This window comes from Marinoscillum furvescens DSM 4134, from assembly GCF_003386095.1.
GTDB classification, from domain to species: Bacteria; Bacteroidota; Bacteroidia; order Cytophagales; family Cyclobacteriaceae; genus Marinoscillum; species Marinoscillum furvescens.
Window position 1 is genome coordinate 1 of the sequence record NZ_QREG01000008.1, and the last position, 21,188, is coordinate 21,188.

Genomic DNA, 21,188 nt, shown 5'->3' on the forward strand with positions numbered 1-21,188 from the left:
AAGGGACTAGACAAGGTTGAAATAGAGGCTGGATTACTAGCTCTAGCACACAACCTGGCCAAAAAGGCCAATTAGCTTAACTGAGGTGACTCTTCATCGTTTATACATTATCTCGGCAACTCAAAATTAACTGACTTACAGAAATTGGTGTATAAATGATTGGAAAGTAAAAAGGCCATCTCATTACTTTTGAGACGGCCCCTTTTTCAATTCCTGGAATCAAACTGCAGTTCATGCGACTGCAGTTCGAATTTTTAATTTCTTCTTGAGTTCATCGATCGCAAACCGAAACTTGGAGTTGGTATCAATCATGTCATTTACTGACTGAACCGCATGGATCACCGTGGAGTGATCTCGCCCACCAAAATGGTAGCCGATCGATTTGAGTGAATGGTTGGTATAGTCTTTAGAGAAATACATCGCTACCTGACGGGCTATCACGATTTCTTTCTTTCTAGTCTTCGCTTTCAGGTCGTCTTGAGACACTTTGAAATAATCCGAAACCGTCTTTTGAATGTAATCGATCCCAACTTCTGAGTCGATATCCGTAACGATGTTTTTCAAGATCTGCTTGGCTAGTTCCAGGTCCATTTCGCGCTTCGTCAATGAAGCATGTGCTATTAGTGAAATCACTACCCCTTCCAGCTCACGAATATTGGTATCTACTGTGTAAGCGATGTACTCCACTACTTCATCGGGTATACTGATGCCGTCGGCGTGCATTTTGGTTTGGATGATCGCCATTCGGGTTTCAAAATCTGGTGCCTGCAAGTCAGCAGTCAATCCCCATTTAAAGCGAGAAACCAGCCGCTCTTGTAGTCCTTTCAGATCCTTGGGCGCACAGTCAGATGTCATAATGATCTGCTTACCTCCCTGATGCAGGTGGTTGAAGATATGGAAGAATATCTCCTGTGTTTTTTCTTTTTCCCTCAGGAACTGCACATCGTCCAGAATCAGCAGATCTACTTCTTTATAGTAGTTGATAAAATCTTGAAGGTTGTTGTTTTTAAGAGCGTCAATAAACTGATTGGTAAATTTCTCTGACGCTACGTAGATGATTTTCTTAGAGCTATCTGTGGAGATGATTTCGTTTCCGATGGCCTGTACGAGGTGCGTTTTACCAAGACCTACCCCACCATAAAACATCAGCGGGTTGAAGGACGTAATGCCCGGCTTTTGAGCCACAGCAAATCCTGCAGATCTTGCCAGACGGTTGCAGTCACCTTCTATGAAGTTTTCAAACCGATAGCTTGGATTGAGGTTGGAATTGCTCTTGAGCTCCTGATAAAAATCAGGGTTTTTATAAGCATCGAATCCGTTGACGCGAGACTTGTGCTGAGAATGACTGGAGCCTGACACATTTACAGTAGTAGGCTGCACTTTTTCATCCCCTCTGTCTACCACAACAGAATATTCCAATCTCCCCTGTTCGCCGATCTGAGACTTTATCGCCTGTTTCAACAAGTGCACATAGTTTTCCTCCAGCCATTCGTAAAAGAACTGGCTAGGCACCTGTATCGTAAGTACACTGCTATCCAGTTTTAGCGGCACAATCGGCTCAAACCAGGTGGAAAAACTTTGGGCAGGAATACGCTCCTTGATAAACAAGAGGCATTTTTCCCATGTTTCTACATGCATCAGCGAATTATATTTTTATTCGGAAGTAATACCAAAAAAAGCACCCCTAAAGTTTAGGGGGACATCAAAATTGTGGATAAATTATTTAAGAAAAAAATGGTCTTCAAACTTGACTTTTTATAATCCTTTTATTCTCAATGAATTGGACACTTTACGAGTTAAAATCTTAAAAAAATACAAAGGCAAAATTTCACTTTTTTTTGACCTCTTGTTTTCCATCTAATAAAGGTAATTTTGAGGCACCCATGAAACAACAACACCCAAAATTCACAGAGTTTGAGCAGACGAACTACGCTGCATGGAAGGCAGCTGCAACCAAACTGCTCAAAGGCCAGGATCCAGATGAAGCCCTTTCCTGGTCTCAGGAACCAGACATCAACCTACAGGCCTTTTACGATGCCTCGCATCAAAAAAACACAGCTTATCTTGGCAGGTTCCTTGATTTATCACAGCATCATTCGGAGTGGACACAGTATGAGCGAGTGCTGGTCAACGACGAGAAAGAAGCCAATGAGCACGCGAAAACTGGCCTCATGAATGGCTGCACGGGAGCGCTTTTCGTTGGAGACCTCTCCAAAAGGTCTATCGAGAAACTGCTGGATGGAATAGCTTCCGAACACTGCGCTCTGGCATTTGAAAATACAGGTGCAGCGCCTGTGAACCTTCCTCCAAATATTGCAAATGGGTTTGGAATAAATATTGAGTCTTCGAACGACCAGTTCCGATCTCATGCACTACGCGAAACTCAGCACGGTTCTTTTGCGGAGCGAAGTGCCGCACTACTGCATCGAGCTTTTGAGCAATACTCAAACGGTTCCCATTTACCGCTAGACACGCTGACCTTTGTTCTTAGCCCGGGCAGTGATTTTTTCCATGAGATCGCCAGGATCCGAGCAGTTCGCCTTATTTTATCCGCGATTGCTCAAAAACAGCAAATCACTAATTACATTCCACATATACACTGCGAACCCTTACCGGGAAAAGACGAAGGAGACCATCTACTGAGGCAAACTACTGCAGGACTGGCCGCTGTAATTGCGGGTGCCAGCAGTCTGAGTTTTCATCCGGGAGAATCGCACTGGGCCGCCAACAGCGCCCATCGGGTGAGCAGGCACGTAGGCAACCTCATTCGTCATGAATCTAAAATGGGGAACCTACAGGATGCCTGCGTGGGGTCTTATTTTGTGGACACACTCACAGATGCCATGGCCCGTAAGATCTACCAGCTACTTGCTGATAATGGCCTGAAGATTTTTGAGTCTTCGTTTGACGAATTTTTCGAAACCGAGAATTCCATCAAACCCAATACCTACGAGCATTCCCGTTTCAGTGCCGGCATCCCTCCTTTTCTTAGAGGCCCATACGCCACCATGTATGCGGTACGTCCCTGGACCATCCGGCAGTATGCGGGTTTTTCTACAGCAGAAGAATCCAATGCTTTCTACCGTAGAAATTTGGCTGCAGGCCAAAAAGGGCTCTCAGTGGCTTTTGACCTGGCTACTCACCGCGGATACGACAGTGATCACCCTCGTGTATCAGGTGATGTAGGAAAGGCAGGAGTAGCTATAGATTCAGTGGAGGACATGAAGATCCTTTTCGATCAGATTCCACTAGACCAGATGTCGGTTTCCATGACTATGAACGGAGCCGTAATTCCTATTATGGCATTTTACATTGTGGCGGCCGAAGAGCAGGGTATCTCTCCAGACCAGCTTACTGGAACGATTCAGAATGACATCTTAAAAGAATTTATGGTGCGCAACACCTATATCTACCCACCTGCACCATCTATGCGCATTATTGCGGACATTTTTCGGTATACCTCTCAAAACATGCCGCGCTTCAATAGCATTAGCATCAGTGGCTATCACATGCATGAAGCAGGAGCTACCGCAGCATTGGAACTTGCTTTTACCCTGGCCGATGGGCTGGAATATGTACGCACCGGCATCAAAGCGGGCATCCCTATCGACGCTTTTGCGCCCAGGCTTTCGTTTTTCTGGGGCATAGGCATGGACTTTTTTCGCGAAATAGCCAAAATGCGTGCAGGCAGGGTTTTGTGGGCCAAGCTGATCAAAACGTTCTCTCCAGAAAATGATAAGTCAATGGCTCTGCGCACGCACAGCCAGACCTCTGGGTACAGCCTCACCGCTCAGGAGCCCTACAACAATGTGGCGCGCACAGCCATAGAAGCGCTGGCGGCCGCTTTTGGACATACCCAATCCCTTCACACCAATGCACTGGATGAAGCCATCGCACTACCCACGGACTATTCTGCAGCCATTGCTCGGAGCACACAGATCTATCTGCAAAACGACCTGCATATCACCGAAGTGGTAGACCCCTGGGGAGGCTCACAAAAGGTGGAGGCTCTTACTGAAGAGCTCATCAATGAAGCATGGGAAATCATCCTGGAAGTAGAAGAGATGGGCGGCATGGCAAAAGCAATAGAACAAGGCTATCCAAAACAAAAAATAGAAGAGGCTGCCGCACGAAAGCAAGCGAAAATAGATGCTGGCAAGGAGGTAATCGTAGGTGTAAATCGCTATGTGACGGATGAAAAAACGGAGATCGAGCTACTGGAAGTAGACAACAATGAAGTTCGCAAAAAGCAAATCGCCCGACTACAGCACCTCAAAGCAAACCGGGATGCTACTCGGGTAACCGACGCACTAAGCACACTCACAACGTGTGCTAAAACCAACGAAGGCAACTTGCTGGAACTTGCCGTGGAAGCGGCACGTGCCAGGGCTACACTTGGCGAAATTTCAGATGCTTTGGAAGAAGTATTCGGCAGGTATCAGGCAAACAACCAAACCATTTCAGGAGTGTACTCATCAGAAATCAAAGACAATGAGGACTTTCAAACGGCCAGAGCATTGGCGGATGAGTTTGAGTCCGTAGATGGCCGAAGGCCACGCATACTTGTTGCCAAAATGGGACAAGATGGGCACGATCGTGGTGCCAAGGTAATTGCAACTGCATTTGCAGACCTGGGCTTTGACGTGGATGTTGGGCCTTTGTTTCAAACTCCTGAAGAAGCAGCCCGGCAGGCTACAGAAAACGATGTACACATACTAGGAGCTTCGTCTCTGGCAGGAGGGCACAAAACCCTGGTACCAGAACTGGTACAGGAGCTCAAAAAACTGGGACGTGAAGACATCATGGTGATAGCCGGAGGAATCATACCCGAAAATGACCATGAGTACCTGAAAGCAGCGGGGGTCTCCTTCATCTTCGGGCCCGGCACGGTAATCGCCCGAGCAGCGATCAATATTCTGAACGAATTACTCAATGAATAAAAAGGTATAGACATAAAAAAAGGCGGTCAATGCCGCCTTTTTTATGTCTATTTCCTTCTAATGCTTACTCAGCCAATCCGTTTTTGATCAGGAAGTTTTGGTACAGCTCCTGGAAGTCTTCCACCTCAGGAGACATCTTAATCGCCTCCTCATACTTGGTCAGTGCATCCAGTATCAAGCCATTCTCTTCATAGAATGAAGCATAGATGATTTTGTTTAGTGGAGAGTCTTCTGAAACTTCGCTTTTCAGGTTCGCCAGATTTTCTTGAACTTCTACACGATCTCCAGCCTTAACTTTCTTGATGCCTATCTCACTTGAAGCGATCTCATCGTCACCCTTCTTGTAAACCTTCACAAGGTATAGGCCCATTTCATAAGCGATAGCATCGTCAGCAAAATCTAGCTCTATTGATGTTTTCTCTGTTTCTTCAGCGTAAATCTCTTCGTTGAAGATGTTTTCTACTTTCACCACATAGCTATCACCTTCTTCCATCCCTTCGGGTGCATCCCATCTTAGGATAGCTTTGTCACCCATAAGGTCTGCCTGGCTCGGTGCCATTACATTGATAGCTGCAGATCCTGTAGCACGAGATACCGCCCCTGTCGCGTTGAGTCGCGAACGGTAGTTGGTATTCTCAGACTCATTCATCTTGTTCATCACAAAGCTCGCATATCGGCTAGCGATACTCGAGTTGCTTGTGTTGATGGTCTGCTCCAGGTCAGACACCTTCTTTGTACCTGCTCCACGCACTTCTGTAGTCTTTCCAGACTTGTGCATCAAGCCAATATATGCACCTTCCGAAGCGATGATTTCATCTCCGGAACTCAATTTTGCTCCTGTCTTAAGTGACTCAGCAGCACTGCTACCGGCCTTTTTTACCTGGTTGCTGCCTTTGTTGGCCAGAACTCTAAAAGCGTAATCCTGAGCATTTGCTACTGAAGCAGCAAATAACAAGCTGGCTACAAAAGCATAAGAAACTAACTTTCTCATAATCATTCAGCGTTTATTGATAAGTTTTGTAAAGTTATAATTTATCCACCTTAAATAGGGACTTTCGTCCTTCTTTAGTAAATGCGTTTTTAACAACTCCGTAGTATACTTCAAGGGAATCTCCAACCAGAGCCACTGCAGCCAATGCCACACCGATCTCTGCTTTGAAGTTAAAGAAATCTAAGACGTATATGATACCAAATACCAAAACTCCTATTTCCAATAGCTGGAAAAGCTTGGTGATACCATCATACCATTTGGGAATACGTCGGTAAATAAGCGAAAACAATGCCACATTTAGAAAGCATAATAAAACAGCTAAAATATAGCCTGCGGTTTCACTCATATGATTGATATATTCTCGATCCAAAATCATCGAAATGATGTTGGCATGCACCACTCCTCCGTACATATCCGGAAATGCTCTCCCTATATATTTCTCGTTGAGTGGAGTATAAAATTTATCTTCTAGCGACTCTCTGTCACCCAGATATTTACCCAGGTAGCAGAACATCACGATCTTTCCCTCAATCATTTCCGGCACAAAGTTTTCCTCAAAAACATCCGGCACATCCAGGGCAAAATATTTGGTCCCAAACTTGGTAGCGCCATAATCGAGTACGTTGCCTTTGTAGTTGATTACTTCCTCTTCATAATCACGCTCCAGAAATTCCGCAGCAGCTGCTGAGTCCAAATAGCTCGCCAGCTGTACAGCGAAAGCCACACGTTGCTCTCCAGCGATATCAAACTTAGGCACGAAGGTTCTACACATTTTGAGCTCTTCCTGCACATTTGCATCTGTAATTAGGTTTACAAATGCATTTTTTTCAGCGAATGCATTAAAGCCTTCCCATGAATAAGCAATCGTATCTTTTGCCGGATCTTCTGGATGTGGGATTAGTTTAGATGCCAACACGAGGTGCTCCACACTCGCAAGTCCCTCCATGAGCATCATGTCGCCAAGTGTATCTTCTTTAGGTGTATAGAAAAAGGAATCAATACCGATACAAGCAGGATTGTACTGGCTAATGATCTGTAGCATCATGCCTATCTCGGCACGCTGAAGGTTGCTCAGGTTCACCAATACAATTCGATCGTCGCCCACAGGATCGTCTCTCAACTGAGAGAATACAATGTCTGTGAACTCCATGTCGTCAAATGCCGCTCCGATAGGATCGAAAACGTCAAAAATATTAAAGGCGGTTACGCTGCGAAACATCCCCATAAGACCAAAGATGAAAATGGTCGCGAGGATCGTGTCCAGCCAAAATTTTCTAAACATGTTTTTCTAGTTAGCAGGTGTGCGAAAAAGTTTTACTTTACTCGCAATTAATAAGCATTCACCCACAGATCAAATGCAAACTTAATAAAATATAATTTTTTATTGAAATTTAACAATTCTTGAGCAAAGAAACGAGGTTTATGCGAGAACGTTCACGAAAACGTCCAGATTTAGACCAACTAAAGTCGGGGATCGATCAATGCGACCGTACACTGGTCGCGAGAGCCATCACACTGATCGAAAGTAAACGCCCCGAAGACCAGCGATTGGCAGGAAACCTATTGGACATGGTACTTCCCAAAACCGGACGTAGCATTCGGATAGGAATCACTGGAGTGCCGGGTGTTGGTAAAAGTACGTTTATTGAGGCTCTGGGCACCTTTCTCACTGATATTGGCAAAAAAGTAGCGGTACTCTCCATAGACCCAAGCAGTACTCGCACGGGAGGGAGCATCCTGGGAGATAAGACACGCATGGCTCAGCTTTCCAGAAACCCTAATGCCTACATTCGGCCTTCACCGTCGGGCAAAAGTCTGGGTGGAGTAGCTCAAAAAACGCGAGAAAGCATCCTGATCTGCGAAGCTGCAGGATTTGATGTTATTTTGGTAGAGACGGTAGGTGTAGGTCAGTCGGAGACTGCTGTCAAAGACATGGTCGATTTTTTCTTATTACTCATGCTGGCCGGGGGTGGTGACGAGCTTCAGGGCATCAAACGTGGCATCATGGAAATGGCAGATGGCCTGGTGATCAACAAAGCAGATGGCAAAAACCTGGCCGCAGCAAAGCAAGCCAGAAAAGCTTATCTCAACGCGCTCCACTTATTCCCCCCACATCCTGCTGGATGGCAGGTTCCGGTGCAGCTGTGTTCGGCGTTGCAAAATGAAGGTATAGCAGCTTGCTGGGAAACGATCGCTGCCTATCAGGAAAAAGCCATAGAAGCGGGCTATTTTGCCCATCAGCGCAAAGAACAAAACTTAAAATGGATGCATGCGCTCATTCGTGAGCGTCTGGAAGAATCCTTTTTTCTTCAAAACAACATCCGTGGTAAGATCGAAGAATTGTCAGAAAGCGTAGCTGCGGGCGAACTCAGTGTCCGCCACGCAGTAGCTCAATTATTTAGCGAAAAATGAAGCCATTTGGCCCCCTTCCGGCAGGGAAAGACCCTTTTTCCTCTCCAGCAAGCGAGTACATCAGCACCTGACCGTTGCCTTGATAGCCATTGTTGTCAGCCACATAAATAACGTCTCCCTTCACACCGATTCCGTAAAAATTAGATCCAGTGATCAACGGTGCATCAGGAGCTACCTCTGCGGACGTAGCAAGTGAATAAACTGCCTTATCCTCACCTGACGTTCCCAGGTAATACAGGGTGCTTCCCGATTCATCAATTACCATCTTTTCATTCCAGGCCAGCCCCTGGATGCCAGTGATTGTCTTGGACACTTCGTTTGTCGTCAGGTTGATTTCAGCAAGCTCTCCACTGCGGCAGATCACCCAAAGGTCTCCTTCTGCATCCATCACCATCTTATCAGGCCCAGATCCTGTAGCAATCGTTGCCGTTTTGCTGTCATCTGTAGCATTGTATACTGAGATTGACGATCCTCCCACGTGGGACACGTAAAAGCTTCCATTTACCGCGAGCACGTGTTGGGCTTGCTCTTCCACATTGATGGTTTTTACCACCTTGTGCTCATTCAAGTCCACCACAGAAATTGTGCTTTCTTCCAATTGCCAGTTGGCATTGAAAGGTCCCCAGTTCGTCACATACCCTTTGGTACCAATAGCCGCAAATGCGTATGGGTTGCTAAACTCACCAGAGATGTACGCTTCCGACTCAAACGACCCTGCATCCAGGATTTCCAGCTTATCAGAGGCGTTGGTCACTGCATAAATCATTCCGTCAAATTCCACCGCATTTTGAATAGTAGCAGCAAGTGGGTATCCATTGGCTGCAGCGAAAACACTCAGGTTGGTCTCCTGACTTTGGGTGTTGTAAGTGGAAAAGGAACCATCACCACTTTGGAAGTTGCCTTCATTGATCACCACTACATCCGCACCAAAATATTCAGTACTAAACAGTCTGACATCACCATAACCAGTGCCCTTGTCAGTAGTCACATATACTCTGCCGTAGTACACAGTACCTGGAGTAAGGCCCTCAAACTCCACCGTAAACTCTGTATCCAAATCAAAGCTTTCTGCAGAAACTGTCAGATCTGAAAGCGTGGGCTCACCAGGGACTGAGGATATAGCCACCCCCACTTCTGTAACAGAAAAATCATCATCCATAGCTACGAGAGAGGATTTCAAAGAAAGCTTTGAGGCAGACGCCTCTACCAATGTGAGTTCAGAAACTTTGATTTGGGTGGCAGCACCGTCTACAGAGATACCGTCCAGCACAATTTCTTCCGCGCTATCTTCACAAGCAGCTGCAAAAAGTGTGAGTGCGATCATCCATAAGATGTGTAGGTTTTTTTTCATAGTCCTTAGTTAAAAATGTAATTGAGTTTAAATAAATAGTTGCGCCCGGGAGTAGCCCTTAGCTCATAGTTTTGATAGGCAGTATCCCAAATGTTTTTTACCGATGCACCCACCACCAGCTCATGGCTATTCCAGCTGAGTTGCTTAGAAAAATGTGCATCGTACAATGAATAAGCATCGATCTCGCTTGTATTTGATGCTTCAGTATACCTTTTACCCGTATGTGCTGCTCGTAGGTCCACGCTCCACCCTCCTCTTGCCAGCTGCACGCGAGCATTCCATTTGTGCTTAGGCACATAGGGAAGTTGTTTTCCATTGGATGATTCATTCCCCATGAAACCCGCCTCATTGACGGATCGATTGAACGTATGGCCGCTACTTAACCCAAATTGCCACTCCGAGAATGTCCAGTTGACTTTGAGAGCATTTTCCACTCCAGTGAGATGAACATCCTGCGCATTGTCTGGACTCCAATATCCATCAGCGGGAAGCCACACAATCATCTCACTGAGCCATGAACGGTAATGATCAATCTGATATCTAACATCCAAATTGCCCTTAACCCAGGCAAAATCAAGCCCTAACTCAGCAGCCACTCCATCTTCAGGCTTTAGGTTTAGATTACCGCCTGGCTGCCAATAGAGGTCATTTAGAGTAGGGAAACGGAAAGCCCGCGCCACCTGAGCACCTACCTTAGTGGTTATTTTTTGATTCGTGACCACCGCATATGTAAGGTCTAAGGATGGAATTACCGGCACAGCTTTCTGGTTGCTCTGATAGGGTACGCGCAGATTGGCTGTAGCCGAAAACTCATTTAACGGTGTGAATTTGGCAAAAGCATGAGGTGCATAGCGCCACTGCCGGGTATTGTTCTCATAAGCTCCCACATCCGGAAGCGCGAGCTCTATATCAGCGCCCAGCCTGTAGGTAATGAGCTCAGAGCCCAGGTATTCGTAGTAGCCATCCCAGATGAACCTTTTGAGGTTGGTAGGTGAGCTCTCATTGTACTGTTGATGATCGATCACCACTGCCAGGCCAGATTTTATATACCCCGAGTTTACAGATTGGTCGTAGCTTAGGTAAGTCCTCCAGTTAACATTGCGCAGTTGATCCTCTCCAGACTGGTCACCTATTATGGGTTGAATTTCACGAAAGTGGTAATTATACCAAACATCTGCAGTAAGCCTTCCTCCCCCAGCCATACGGTAAAACCCATTCAACTTTATGGCCTTCAGGTCACTTGCAGCATTGTTTTGTTTATAGGTTTCATTCCGAAAAGCTACTTCAAAGTCATTTTGCACTATGCTATTTACCGCTGCCAGAGATAGCCCTCGTTTCGCATTTCCTAAACTAGCCTTCATCCCTGAAAACACTTTACCGAAGCTACCCACCTCCTGACGAACATTGAATAACGCACCCTGATTTGGGCTACCGGATTTTAGCTGTACAGTTCCCCCAATGCTGCCACTTCCAAACAAGGCACTGCTGGCCCCCTGATGTACGGTAATGTCTGAAAACAGGAAAGTAGGCGTACTGGAAAAATCGCTCTGCCCTAGTGTCTGACTATTGATGTCGATACCATGCCAGCTCAGGCGGGTCTGGCTAGAGGTGGTCCCACGCAGGGTGATTGAGCTCAGCTGACCTTCAGCCCCATACTGCTTGATGTAGACCCCTGTGCTCTGCTGCAAGGCATCACCAATGGAAGATGAGCGAAATGGCTCCAATGTTAGCGAATCCAACTGCCCGGCGATACGCTCCTGAGCATAGCGCTCTACATCAGCTACTTCCACTGCCTGAAGGTATAGCGTATCTGCCTCCTGGGCATAGGCCAAAGCAGGAAGTAACAGTATGCAAACAAATAATCTATGTGTGACCATGATTCAGCTTATAGTGAACAAAGCCACGGATGTAACCATACAGAAAGCAGAGAATCCTCCCGAAGCAGGGCTATCATACTCTCCAATGCTTTCCTCCGAAGCCTGGAACGCGAACACACACCTGGCAGGTCTCCTGGCTTTTCCCTGAGTTTGTCAGCCTTCCCATCTACCTTGCGGATCCTAGACAGTGACTTAGATCAGAACAAACTCCCTTAAGTGGGAATCACAGTTGCGGGGACAGCTCCCGATTTTTCTGCCATTGGCAAAATCACGGGATTCCCTTTTAATACCACTCAGCAGCGACTGAGCAGTAACCATTGTGCGTAGCAAAGGTAGTAAGGCTTCAGCACTCCTGATCTAATTTTTTTTAGCCAATTTTGAAGCACCCAACGTTTTCTATTTAAATGACTACTCTCAAGAACCTGTTTACCCTTTTGCTATGCGCACTGCTTGGCTGCACATCACCATCCACGCAGCAGCAGGACGCTGACCGTGTGTCTACACTACAGGCATCGTATGCCACACGGTTTGACATCAGTGGGGAGAAGCTCACCGTACGAGAACCCTGGCCTGGAGCTCAGTCACCGATTTCTTATTCGCTGGGCAAATCTCCACAGCGAGTGGTAGTCACTTCCACTACGCACCTGCCGTATCTGGAGTTGTTGGGGCTCACAGACCGGCTCGTAGGCTTCCCGGGTACGCAGTACATCAGCTCTCCTGCGTTTCGGCAGCAGGTAGCTTCAGGAGCTATCACCGAGCTAGGCCCTGATGGCAATATCAACCTTGAACTGCTCATCTCTTTAAACCCTGACGTGGTATTTGCTTTTGATATGGGAAGCGAATCTACTACACTGGACAAGATCACCGAATCTGGCATACCTGTAGTCTATAATGCAGACTATCTGGAATCCTCTGCACTAGGGCGGGCCGAATGGATCAAGTTTTTTGGAGCTTATTTTGACAAGGAAAAAGCAGCAGACAGCATTTTCAACCATATCACCAATCGGTATGACTCGCTTCAGCACCTTGCCAGCCAGGCAGCCATCCACCCGACTTTACTCAGTGGCGTACTCTATGGAGATGTTTGGTTTATGCCTGGTGGGCAAAACTGGGCAGCAGAATTTTACAGGGATGCCGGGGGAGAATACCTGTGGGCAGACGACTCCACCAGTGGATGGTTAGAAATCAGCTTTGAGTCAGTCTTTAACAAAGCCCGACATGCCGACTACTGGATAGGCACCAGCACCTTCAACACGCGCGAAGAGCTCCTGAGTCAGGATGCACGGTATGGGGACTTTGCGGCCTTTCAAAATGATCGAGTATATAACTACAGCAAAAGGAGAAGTCCTTCGGGAGGCTATGATTTTTTCGAATCAGGGTATGCCAGACCTGATCGAGTACTTGCTGATCTGATCGCCATCCTACATCCTGAGCTGCTGCCAGATTACGAAACCTACTATTTCGAAAAGCTGCCATGATTCAAGATCACTTAGATGCTTCCTATGCCAAGTGGAGCAGGGTGCTCCTGTTACTGCTCCTGGCTTTGGTGGTTTGTTTCCTCCTCAATGTGAGTCTGGGGTCTGTCCACATCACACTGGAAGCTCTACTGAATTACCTGACCTTTCGTAGCACCGGCAATAACTCCTGGAACCTGATACTTTCCAACTTTCGGATTCCCAAAGCTTTAACTGCCCTACTGGTAGGGAGTGCACTGGGAGTAAGTGGCTTACAAATGCAAACTCTCTTTCGAAACCCATTGGCTGGCCCTTATGTACTGGGCATCAGTTCTGGTGCTGGTTTGGGGGTAGCGCTGGCCATATTTTTAGGTTTTTCCGCCGGAGGTTTTTTGGAGCTCTCAGGCATCGGCCGTAGCTGGCTACTAGTTATCGCAGCAGCATTTGGTTCACTCACGGTATTAGGCATCATTTCATTGGCAGCACAGCGGCTCAAAGACAGTGTAACGCTGCTGATCATAGGTCTGATGTTTGGCGCTACGTCCGGAGCTATCGTAAGCATTCTCCAGTTTTTTAGCCAGGCAGAAAACATACAGGCATACGTCATCTGGTCGTTTGGCAGTCTGGGTAGTCTTAGCTGGACAGAGTTGTCTGTTTTTATCCCCATTTTGGTTTTAGGGCTTTCAGCATCCATTCTCCTTTCCAAACCACTCAACACCCTGCTTCTAGGTGAAAACTATGCCGTGAGTCTGGGGCTCAACCTAAAGAGAAATCGACTGTTCATCATACTGAACACCGCCGTGCTTGCAGGTACAGTCACTGCTTTTTGCGGGCCTATTGCTTTCTTTGGGATCGCGCTACCACATCTTACGCGGATGCTGTTCAACACCACCAACCACCTGATGCTCACCCCGCTGGTTATACTTTTTGGATCTATCCTAATGCTCATTTTTGACGGCATAGCCCAACTGCCGGGTACAGAAATCACACTCCCCATCAATGCAGTAACGGCCCTGTTTGGTGCTCCCTTTGTGATCTATATTTTGTTGAAAAAGAAAACCCTCAACTACCGATCATGAGCCTGCTCCACACTCACCAACTCCAAATAGGATATACTCAAGCCAAAGGAGCACCCAAGGTGCTTCAACAGGACATTTCTGTGTCGCTGGAGGCGGGAAACATCGTGTCACTTATGGGGCAAAATGGTGTAGGCAAAACTACTTTCATCAAAACCATATCGGGCTTGCTACCGCCTCTGGGTGGTGAAATCAAGTATGGATCCCAAAATATCCGGAAGCTCTCTGCGGTACAACTTGCCTCTAAACTGAGCCTGGTGCTCACAGAGCGCCCTCATGCCTTTGACCTATCAGTAATAGAACTAATAGCTATAGGCAGGCACCCCTACTCCAGTTGGCTGGGTACACTGAGCAAAAAAGACCGTGAAGTAATCGACTGGGCCATCAGCGAGACGCATATCAACTATATAGCAAACCGAAAGCTCTATGAACTCAGCGATGGCCAGCTTCAAAAAGTAATGATCGCCAGAGCTCTGGCACAGGAGACAGATATTATCTTGCTGGACGAACCAGCAGCCCATCTGGATCTTCATAATAAGATAGAAGTGATGATGCTGCTCCGCAAAATTGCCCGACAAGGCAAAGGAATCCTTATCTCCACGCACGACATGCAGATCAGCACTCAGCTTTCTGACAGGCTTTGGCTGTTTAACTTCAACTCCCCGGTACAGCAGGGCACTCCTGAGGACCTGATACTCGATGGCTCTCTCGAGAAGGCTCTCTACTTATCCAACTTTGGCTATGACATGATCCATGGCGCAGTAGCCATGGAAGCTTCAGGCCCTAAAATCAACCTTTCGGGAGATCCTACCCGCTCGTTTTGGACCACACAAGCATTGAAAAGGAATGGCTTCCAAATTTCTGAGGATGCAAGCCTTAGCCTGAAAGTAACAGACACCAATTGGATACTCGAATCACCGAAGGATAAAGCTGCCTTTGACTCCATAGAGCAATTACTTCAGCATTTGCAGTCTAACAAATAGCATGAAAACGTCTGCCACGCGGCATTTAGGCACATATTGAAAACCAAAGTGCATGTTTTGGAAGTATGTAGAGGTAAACTTCCTAATCTATGAAATCACTTTTCCTAACACTCGGCCTCTTCCTCGCCACTACCTATCTCGCTTCAGGACAGTCGTTCTTCCAGGAAACCGATCGTTTTTTGGCTACCCATGTCCACTCTGGCCTTATTCACTATGACAGCATTTCTAAAAAACCACAAGCCCTGAATCAACTTATTGAGTCCATCGCGGCGTTTCAGCTAGCTGGCACTACGCCTGAAGAACAGAAAGCTTTTTACATCAACGCCTACAACCTACTGGTTATCAAGCTAATCATTGACAATTATCCCACTGAGGGCCCAATGAGTATCCCAGGTTTTTTCAATCAAAAAAAAGTAACGGTGACCAATAGGTCTATGACGCTGGACGAGCTGGAAAAAGAAATCCTTTTTGAAGCCTTTCCGGATCCGAGGCTCCATTTTGTACTGGTATGTGCAGCAGTAGGATGCCCACCCATATCGGATTTTGCCTATAGTCCCGATTCACTGGAGCAGCAGATCCAACGAAAAACAGAAAGTGTGCTCAACACCAACTGGTATGTGCGTGTCCACAAGGACAAAACTTACATTTCAAAAGTTTTTGATTGGTACCGTGAAGACTTTGTGACTGACTCCACCGATGTAAAGGCCTATATCAACGCCTTCAGAAAGATAGCCATTCCAAAGAATCATCCTCTAGAAATCTACCCGTATGACTGGTCTCTCAACGACACCAAAAGTAGTGTTCGGTTCTAAAAAGCAAAGCCTACACCCAAACCGAGTGGACCAGGAATAATTTCTGTATCCGTATTGAAAATAGGAGGCATGAGAATGAGGCGTACGGCTAGTCCCGAATTGAGTTTTGGGTAAAACCGATAGCCTACTACAGGAGCAAGATGATACTCTTTGTGGGACTGCATTCCATGATAATAGGTACCACCAGCTCCTAGTTCTAACAGGTGCTGTCCTCTCCCCATGACTACAGTGAATTGGTGTACAAACACCGCATACCTTTCAGGCTCATCACAACCTCCAAAAAGGCAAAGAACACTTAAGTCTTCAGTACCGCCTACCCCAACAGATACGGACATCTGTGCAAAGCCCGAACCGTGCGCCGTGTAGTCATACCGCCCTCCTAGAATAAACCCACCTCCCAGAAACCCATAAACCGCATGGTTGGGTCTATGATCATAGAAACCGTATACGATCGAGCTTATTTCTGCTTGATCAAGACCAGTTGTTATTTTTTTGCCGTGATGGTATGTCTTGAAAGCAACCCGATGTTCACTTTCAGAGAGGATTTGACATTTTATAGAGTCTCCATTGGTACGCACCACCAGATCCTGACCAACCAGCGGTGTAGTCATTAGAAAACATACAACAATCAGAAATGAGTATCTCATAGCCCTGATAATCAGCCAACTAATATACACAAAACCATCATAATTAACGTTGGGTTGGAGTTCAAAATGCACCAGCTATCAGGGACCATTCGCCATAGAATACCCAGACTAGATAGAGTCCTATATAAAAATGCATCCGATATTTGCACGATGGATGCAGTACAGCAGGGCACTACTCGAAAGTTAGAAAAGAAGATCAATTCAGAAATGGGCAAGGCCATCGCCGATTTTGGTATGATCGAAGAAGGAGACAAAATCATGGTAGCGGTCAGCGGTGGCAAAGACAGCCTGTGCTTGCTACACTTCCTCACCAAGCTGCAAAAAAAGGCACCTGTAAAATTTGAGCTTCTTGCTGTCAATCTGGATCAGGGTCAACCTGGATTTCCTGATCACATACTTCCTGAGCTTTTTGCCGAATGGCAGGTACCACACCACATCGAATACCGGGATACCTACTCCATAGTGGTAGAAAAAATCAAAGGCAGCAAAACGTACTGCTCACTATGTAGCCGTCTGCGGCGGGGCGTACTGTACAACCTGGCAGCACGCATGGAGTGCAACAAAGTGGCCTTGGGACACCACATGGATGACCTGATAGAAACTTTTCTGATGAATGCTTTCTACTCTGGCCAACTAGCCTCTATGGCTCCACACTACCAGACCGAAAAGAAAGGGATAAGCATCATCCGCCCACTCTACTCTATAGAAGAAAGCCTCCTGGCCGAATACGCTTCTTTGCAGCAATGGCCGATAGTGCCTTGTAATCTATGCGGATCACAAGAGGGCATGAAACGTCAGTATATTAAATCCCTGCTGAATAATTTACAGAAAGAAAACCCGATGATAAAATCGAGCATCATGAATGCCATGCGAAATCCGGAACCGGAGTTTTTACTTGACCCGAAGCTGTGGGTTGGTGAGGTTGCTTCGAGCTCGCACTAGCACCTATATAGCATCTAGTATTGGCCGCTGCCAAACATTTTGCGGAGTTCGGACCTAAACTGGATCAGGTCTATAAACAATGAAGTTCCTAGTACCGCCATGATTACTCCCATTAGCCCCAACAATACCAACAGCTCAAAAGGAAGTGCTGAATTGAGAAGTGAAAGTGCCAGTACACATAATGCTACTCCGACTACCGCTATGGTCAGGTCGAAGATGGAATAAAGTTTTAATTTGCGTCGAGTCATTTCTAAGTCAATTTTTAAACAAATGAAGAGGTTTTTGAGATTACAATCAATACAACACCATTTTGTTTACATTATTTTTAATAAACGGGAAGTAATAATGAAAATTAACACAAATAACCACATACTTATACCGAAATAGTACTTAGAACTCAATTCCCATTTCGGGCAAAACAGGCCTATCTCTAAAAATTGGCTGGTTTTCTTAAAAATCGAAGCCCCGCTGATCCAGGGCGGGGCTCCTATTGATGGGACTTTCAAACCTAACCTAACCTTATTATCAGTAACCCATCAACGCTTTTAATTTTCTTTGAGATATCGTTATCCATTAAACCAGCTCAAGGTCGGAATGGTTCAAAAGGCACTCATTATCTGCCAGTTAACAACTTTATCTATTGAAACAAGCACCTACGAACGTACCCCTTTGATATACCAACGTAATGTTACACTCATAGTTGGGATATGTCGAGGCTTTGACATAGCGAGTCATTCCAACACCCTTTTACCCGCCCAACCGTGCAATGAATAGTATTTTAGTAAATGGACACCCTAAATTCACTATGAAGAAAATCGTCATCCTGGGCAATGGCATAGCAGGCATCACTGCAGCACGTCATATTCGCAAAAACGCTGACCATCACATCACGGTGATCAGCGGTGAGTCTGACCATTTTTTTAGCCGTACAGCGCTTATGTACATTTACATGGGGCATATGAAATACGAGCACACGAAACCTTATGAAGACTGGTTTTGGGAGAAAAACAAAATCAACCTGAAGCGTGCCTGGATCGATCGGATTGATTTTGACCAGAAGGTACTGCATGCTGGCGAGGAGCGAATTTCCTATGATGCACTCATCCTGGCCACAGGAAGCCAACCCAACAAGTTTGGGTGGCCCGGCCAGGACCTGCAAGGTGTACAAAGCCTGTATCACCTCCAGGACCTGGAACTGATGGAGCAAAACACCCGAAATATACGTCGGGCAGTAATCGTAGGGGGAGGCTTAATAGGCGTGGAAATGGCAGAAATGCTCCACTCACGAAATATCCCAGTGACTTACCTGATCCGAGAAGAGCATTTTTGGGGCAACATGCTCCCAAAAGAAGAAGCCACGCTGATAGACAACCACCTCCGAGAACATGGCATAGACCTGAGAAGCCAGACCGAACTCAAAGCCATTCTCGATGATGGCAATGGGCAGGTTAAGGGAATAGAAACCAAAGATGGAGAAACAATCGACTGTGAGTTTGTAGGCCTTACTGTAGGTGTACACCCGAACATAGCTCTGGTAAAAGATTCGCCCGTAGAAACAGACAAAGGGATACTGGTAGATGATTATCTCCAAACCAATATAGAAGATATCTTCGCCATTGGAGACTGTGCTCAGCTCCGCACTCCACAAAGCCACCGACGTGCCATAGAGGCCGTATGGTATGCTGGACGTATGATGGGCGAAACGGTAGCCTCTACCCTCGCAGGCAAACCAACAGCGTATCGTCCGGGTATCTGGTTCAATTCCGCCAAGTTTTTTGATATCGAATATCAAAACTACGGACAAGTACCTGCCGAATGTCCGGAAGATTGCGACGATTTTTACTGGCAGTGCATAGATGGCAAAAAATGCTTGAAGATCATCTATGAGAAAGATTCCTTCAAGGTGCGAGGTGTAAACCTTTTTGGTATTAGAAGCAGACACGAAGTGTGGGACAACTGGCTGAGCCAGGAAAAAACCCTTCAGGAGATCATCGCAGACCTCCCCAAAGCCAATTTTGACCCGGAATTTTTCAAACAATGGGAAGGGGAAATCCAGAAAAAGTACAACGAAGAATTTCCAAACCACCCAATTTCCATTCGTAAACCAGGAATCTTAAAAAGACTTTTTGCCTAAACCCACCAACACCATGAAAGCTATCAGATACACAGGTCTTGCTCTTTTCTTGTTTTCACTGGGATTATTGCTAGCGCTATTTTTTGCCTCTAGCTACACCCTTACAGAGCAACTATTCAACACCCAGGTAAAAAAAGAACATCAAGAGCTGCTAAGGCCTGAGGTAGCATCAATGTTTGGGAAGACCTATGGATTAAGCATCTCTTTTGTAAACTCACTAAATAGTGCCATAGAGCGTGTTAACGATAAAAAGCGGGCAGAGCAGGCGTGGGATCAGGTGATCTATGACGACTATGCCGGAAGCATCACACGTGCTGCTACTTCTGGAGTGATCAAAACCCACACCACGCTGCTGTTTATCCTGGTGTTTGTGGTGGGTTCCATTGGCGCGCTGATGTATTTACTACCGCAGGCCCAACTCGCTGGGCCTCCCGGCATCAAAAACAATGGCATCTTTCATAACTCGCTCAATAACCGGGGCTGGATGGGAATACTGGTAGGCACTTTATTGATCCTCTTTTATATAGCCTTGTACTTCTTCGATGCCTACATAACCAACTGGATCATTCTGGTAGACCCTGTGCAAAAGCTCATCAACCCTTCAGGGCAGTCGAGCCAGTGGTTTCTATACGGGTTCCTCTACACGTTTGCCGTGCTCGTAATGGGCGTGCGCATGCTCATCAAATACCGGCATAGTAAATACCAGGTCTTCCGCACGATCTCTGTGATGTTTTTCCAGCTCAGCTTTGCCTTTCTGATCCCGGAAATATTAGTCCGACTAAACCAGCCTTATTTTGATTTCAAAAACATGTGGCCACTGGATTATGACTTTTTTGATGCGTGGCACCTCAATACCCTTACCTCCTCCGGCGGGCTGGGGCTCTTTATGCTTGTATGGGGCATCACCCTCTTTGCGGTAGGAGTTCCTGTTTTCGTTTATTTCTTCGGCAAGCGCTGGTACTGCTCATGGGTTTGTGGATGTGGAGGTTTGGCCGAGACTGCCGGAGACCCGTTCAGACAGCTAAGCGACAAATCGCTAAAAGCCTGGAAAATAGAACGCTGGCTCGTGCATGGAGTACTGGTCTTCGCGGTGATCATGACCGCCGGTGTGCTTTACAGCTTTTTCACAGGCTCAGACACCATCGCCGGCCTTAGTACGTACACGTGGCTCCGCCAACCCTACGGGTTTTTCATTGGGGCCATTTTCTCGGGAGTAGTAGGTACAGGGTTCTACCCGCTGATGGGTAATCGTGTGTGGTGCAGGTTTGGCTGCCCATTGGCTGCTTATCTAGGCATAGTTCAGCGTTTCAAATCACGTTTTCGAATCACTACAAACGGGGGGCAGTGCATTTCCTGTGGCAACTGCAGCACCTACTGCGAGATGGGAATAGACGTGCGATGGTACGCACAACGCGGACAAAACATCGTAAGAGCCAGCTGTGTTGGCTGTGGTGTATGCTCTTCCGTTTGTCCTCGAGGTGTGTTAAATTTAGAAAACCGCGATGAAGACGGGCGCTTTGGAAAGCCAATCCTCATAGGCAACAACAGTAGCACACTCCAAAAATAAAA

At 46.5% G+C, this 21,188-nt stretch carries 17 protein-coding genes, 1 pseudogene and 1 riboswitch; of the genes and pseudogenes, 11 read left to right on the top strand and 7 right to left on the bottom strand.

The window, feature by feature from the left end; translation table 11 throughout:
* Window positions 1-231 precede the first annotated feature (231 nt).
* Window positions 232-1,638 carry a chromosomal replication initiator protein DnaA gene (dnaA, locus tag C7460_RS09790; RefSeq protein ID WP_115867926.1) on the bottom strand — a complete coding sequence of 469 codons (1,407 nt, stop codon included), beginning with the start codon at window positions 1,636-1,638 and terminating at the stop codon, window positions 232-234.
* 533 nt (window positions 1,639-2,171) lie between these two features.
* Here dnaA and C7460_RS24585 point away from each other — a divergent pair.
* Both C7460_RS24585 and scpA read left to right on the top strand, forming a co-directional pair.
* A pseudogene (locus tag C7460_RS24585) lies at window positions 2,172-2,861 on the top strand (methylmalonyl-CoA mutase family protein); the annotation flags it as partial.
* Entirely contained in the window at window positions 2,844-4,940 is a 2,097-nt protein-coding gene (gene scpA, locus C7460_RS09795; protein WP_262511850.1) for a methylmalonyl-CoA mutase, read from the top strand. The pseudogene C7460_RS24585 and the gene scpA, both read left to right, overlap by 18 nt.
* Before the next feature lie 64 nt (window positions 4,941-5,004).
* Here scpA and C7460_RS09800 read toward each other — a convergent pair whose 3' ends face one another.
* A complete protein-coding gene (locus C7460_RS09800; protein ID WP_115867927.1) occupies window positions 5,005-5,931 on the bottom strand; it encodes a hypothetical protein in 927 nt (308 codons plus the stop codon).
* A gap of 34 nt (window positions 5,932-5,965) precedes the next feature.
* Window positions 5,966-7,213 carry a CHASE2 domain-containing protein gene (locus C7460_RS09805; RefSeq protein WP_115867928.1) on the bottom strand — a complete coding sequence of 416 codons (1,248 nt, stop codon included), beginning with the start codon at window positions 7,211-7,213 and terminating at the stop codon, window positions 5,966-5,968.
* Between the two features lie 140 nt (window positions 7,214-7,353).
* Between C7460_RS09805 and meaB the strand changes: the two genes are divergently transcribed.
* Complete coding sequence (meaB, locus tag C7460_RS09810; protein WP_115867929.1) at window positions 7,354-8,343, top strand: methylmalonyl Co-A mutase-associated GTPase MeaB; 990 nt, start codon at window positions 7,354-7,356, stop codon at window positions 8,341-8,343.
* Here the strand turns inward: meaB and C7460_RS09815 are convergent.
* Together C7460_RS09815 and C7460_RS09820 are read right to left on the bottom strand one after the other, a co-directional pair.
* Window positions 8,330-9,694 carry a YncE family protein gene (locus C7460_RS09815; protein ID WP_115867930.1) on the bottom strand — a complete coding sequence of 455 codons (1,365 nt, stop codon included), beginning with the start codon at window positions 9,692-9,694 and terminating at the stop codon, window positions 8,330-8,332. The two genes, meaB and C7460_RS09815, sit on opposite strands and share 14 nt — an antisense overlap.
* Before the next feature lie 5 nt (window positions 9,695-9,699).
* On the bottom strand, window positions 9,700-11,571 hold the full coding sequence (locus tag C7460_RS09820) for a TonB-dependent receptor (protein WP_115867931.1): 1,872 nt from the start codon (window positions 11,569-11,571) through the stop codon (window positions 9,700-9,702).
* On the opposite strand from C7460_RS09820, the gene C7460_RS23730 reads away from it, so the two are divergent.
* The 5 genes from C7460_RS23730 to C7460_RS09840 all read left to right on the top strand — a co-directional run bounded on the left by C7460_RS23730 (window position 11,570) and on the right by C7460_RS09840 (window position 15,896).
* Window positions 11,570-11,719 carry a hypothetical protein gene (locus C7460_RS23730; RefSeq protein ID WP_170147954.1) on the top strand — a complete coding sequence of 50 codons (150 nt, stop codon included), beginning with the start codon at window positions 11,570-11,572 and terminating at the stop codon, window positions 11,717-11,719. The two genes, C7460_RS09820 and C7460_RS23730, sit on opposite strands and share 2 nt — an antisense overlap.
* A riboswitch (cobalamin riboswitch) is annotated at window positions 11,678-11,906 on the bottom strand. It overlaps the preceding gene by 42 nt.
* 69 nt (window positions 11,907-11,975) lie before the next feature.
* Window positions 11,976-13,049 carry an ABC transporter substrate-binding protein gene (locus C7460_RS09825; RefSeq protein WP_115867932.1) on the top strand — a complete coding sequence of 358 codons (1,074 nt, stop codon included), beginning with the start codon at window positions 11,976-11,978 and terminating at the stop codon, window positions 13,047-13,049.
* A complete protein-coding gene (locus C7460_RS09830) occupies window positions 13,046-14,104 on the top strand; it encodes an iron ABC transporter permease (protein WP_115867933.1) in 1,059 nt (352 codons plus the stop codon). Before C7460_RS09825 ends, C7460_RS09830 begins: the two co-directional genes overlap by 4 nt.
* Window positions 14,101-15,084 carry an ABC transporter ATP-binding protein gene (locus C7460_RS09835; protein WP_115867934.1) on the top strand — a complete coding sequence of 328 codons (984 nt, stop codon included), beginning with the start codon at window positions 14,101-14,103 and terminating at the stop codon, window positions 15,082-15,084. The genes C7460_RS09830 and C7460_RS09835 overlap by 4 nt, the downstream gene beginning before the upstream one ends.
* A gap of 89 nt (window positions 15,085-15,173) precedes the next feature.
* Window positions 15,174-15,896 (top strand): DUF547 domain-containing protein, encoded by a 723-nt coding sequence (locus tag C7460_RS09840; RefSeq protein ID WP_115867935.1) that lies wholly within the window; start codon window positions 15,174-15,176, stop codon window positions 15,894-15,896.
* On the opposite strand, the gene C7460_RS09845 is transcribed toward C7460_RS09840, so the two are convergent.
* Complete coding sequence (locus C7460_RS09845) at window positions 15,893-16,543, bottom strand: hypothetical protein (RefSeq protein ID WP_147302906.1); 651 nt, start codon at window positions 16,541-16,543, stop codon at window positions 15,893-15,895. The two genes, C7460_RS09840 and C7460_RS09845, sit on opposite strands and share 4 nt — an antisense overlap.
* A gap of 150 nt (window positions 16,544-16,693) precedes the next feature.
* Between C7460_RS09845 and ttcA the strand changes: the two genes are divergently transcribed.
* Window positions 16,694-17,485, top strand: coding sequence for a tRNA 2-thiocytidine(32) synthetase TtcA (ttcA, locus tag C7460_RS09850; protein ID WP_115867937.1), 792 nt, complete (start codon window positions 16,694-16,696; stop codon window positions 17,483-17,485).
* A 14-nt stretch (window positions 17,486-17,499) separates the two neighbouring features.
* On the opposite strand, the gene C7460_RS09855 is transcribed toward ttcA, so the two are convergent.
* On the bottom strand, window positions 17,500-17,733 hold the full coding sequence (locus C7460_RS09855; RefSeq protein ID WP_115867938.1) for a hypothetical protein: 234 nt from the start codon (window positions 17,731-17,733) through the stop codon (window positions 17,500-17,502).
* 518 nt (window positions 17,734-18,251) lie between these two features.
* Between C7460_RS09855 and C7460_RS09860 the strand changes: the two genes are divergently transcribed.
* A complete protein-coding gene (locus C7460_RS09860; RefSeq protein WP_245986291.1) occupies window positions 18,252-19,619 on the top strand; it encodes an NAD(P)/FAD-dependent oxidoreductase in 1,368 nt (455 codons plus the stop codon).
* A gap of 13 nt (window positions 19,620-19,632) precedes the next feature.
* The gene (locus C7460_RS09865; protein ID WP_115867940.1) at window positions 19,633-21,186 is read left to right on the top strand and encodes a 4Fe-4S binding protein; all 1,554 of its coding nucleotides are present in this window, start codon (window positions 19,633-19,635) and stop codon (window positions 21,184-21,186) included.
* Window positions 21,187-21,188: the final 2 nt, after the last annotated feature.

Excerpts from the sequence above, each read along its gene's own strand:
- ttcA (WP_115867937.1), top strand. The coding sequence starts at position 16,694 with ATGGATGCAGTACAGCAGGGCACTACTCGAAAGTTAGAAAAGAAGATC.
- C7460_RS23730 (WP_170147954.1), top strand. The coding sequence starts at position 11,570 with ATGATTCAGCTTATAGTGAACAAAGCCACGGATGTAACCATACAGAAA.
- C7460_RS09820 (WP_115867931.1), bottom strand. The coding sequence starts at position 11,571 with ATGGTCACACATAGATTATTTGTTTGCATACTGTTACTTCCTGCTTTG.
- C7460_RS09815 (WP_115867930.1), bottom strand. The coding sequence starts at position 9,694 with ATGAAAAAAAACCTACACATCTTATGGATGATCGCACTCACACTTTTT.
- meaB (WP_115867929.1), top strand. The coding sequence starts at position 7,354 with ATGCGAGAACGTTCACGAAAACGTCCAGATTTAGACCAACTAAAGTCG.
- dnaA (WP_115867926.1), bottom strand. The coding sequence starts at position 1,638 with ATGCATGTAGAAACATGGGAAAAATGCCTCTTGTTTATCAAGGAGCGT.
- scpA (WP_262511850.1), top strand. The coding sequence starts at position 2,844 with ATGGCCCGTAAGATCTACCAGCTACTTGCTGATAATGGCCTGAAGATT.
- C7460_RS09800 (WP_115867927.1), bottom strand. The coding sequence starts at position 5,931 with ATGAGAAAGTTAGTTTCTTATGCTTTTGTAGCCAGCTTGTTATTTGCT.
- C7460_RS09805 (WP_115867928.1), bottom strand. The coding sequence starts at position 7,213 with ATGTTTAGAAAATTTTGGCTGGACACGATCCTCGCGACCATTTTCATC.
- C7460_RS09830 (WP_115867933.1), top strand. The coding sequence starts at position 13,046 with ATGATTCAAGATCACTTAGATGCTTCCTATGCCAAGTGGAGCAGGGTG.
- C7460_RS09855 (WP_115867938.1), bottom strand. The coding sequence starts at position 17,733 with ATGACTCGACGCAAATTAAAACTTTATTCCATCTTCGACCTGACCATA.
- C7460_RS09845 (WP_147302906.1), bottom strand. The coding sequence starts at position 16,543 with ATGAGATACTCATTTCTGATTGTTGTATGTTTTCTAATGACTACACCG.
- C7460_RS09835 (WP_115867934.1), top strand. The coding sequence starts at position 14,101 with ATGAGCCTGCTCCACACTCACCAACTCCAAATAGGATATACTCAAGCC.
- C7460_RS09865 (WP_115867940.1), top strand. The coding sequence starts at position 19,633 with ATGAAAGCTATCAGATACACAGGTCTTGCTCTTTTCTTGTTTTCACTG.
- C7460_RS09840 (WP_115867935.1), top strand. The coding sequence starts at position 15,174 with ATGAAATCACTTTTCCTAACACTCGGCCTCTTCCTCGCCACTACCTAT.
- C7460_RS09825 (WP_115867932.1), top strand. The coding sequence starts at position 11,976 with ATGACTACTCTCAAGAACCTGTTTACCCTTTTGCTATGCGCACTGCTT.
- C7460_RS09860 (WP_245986291.1), top strand. The coding sequence starts at position 18,252 with ATGAATAGTATTTTAGTAAATGGACACCCTAAATTCACTATGAAGAAA.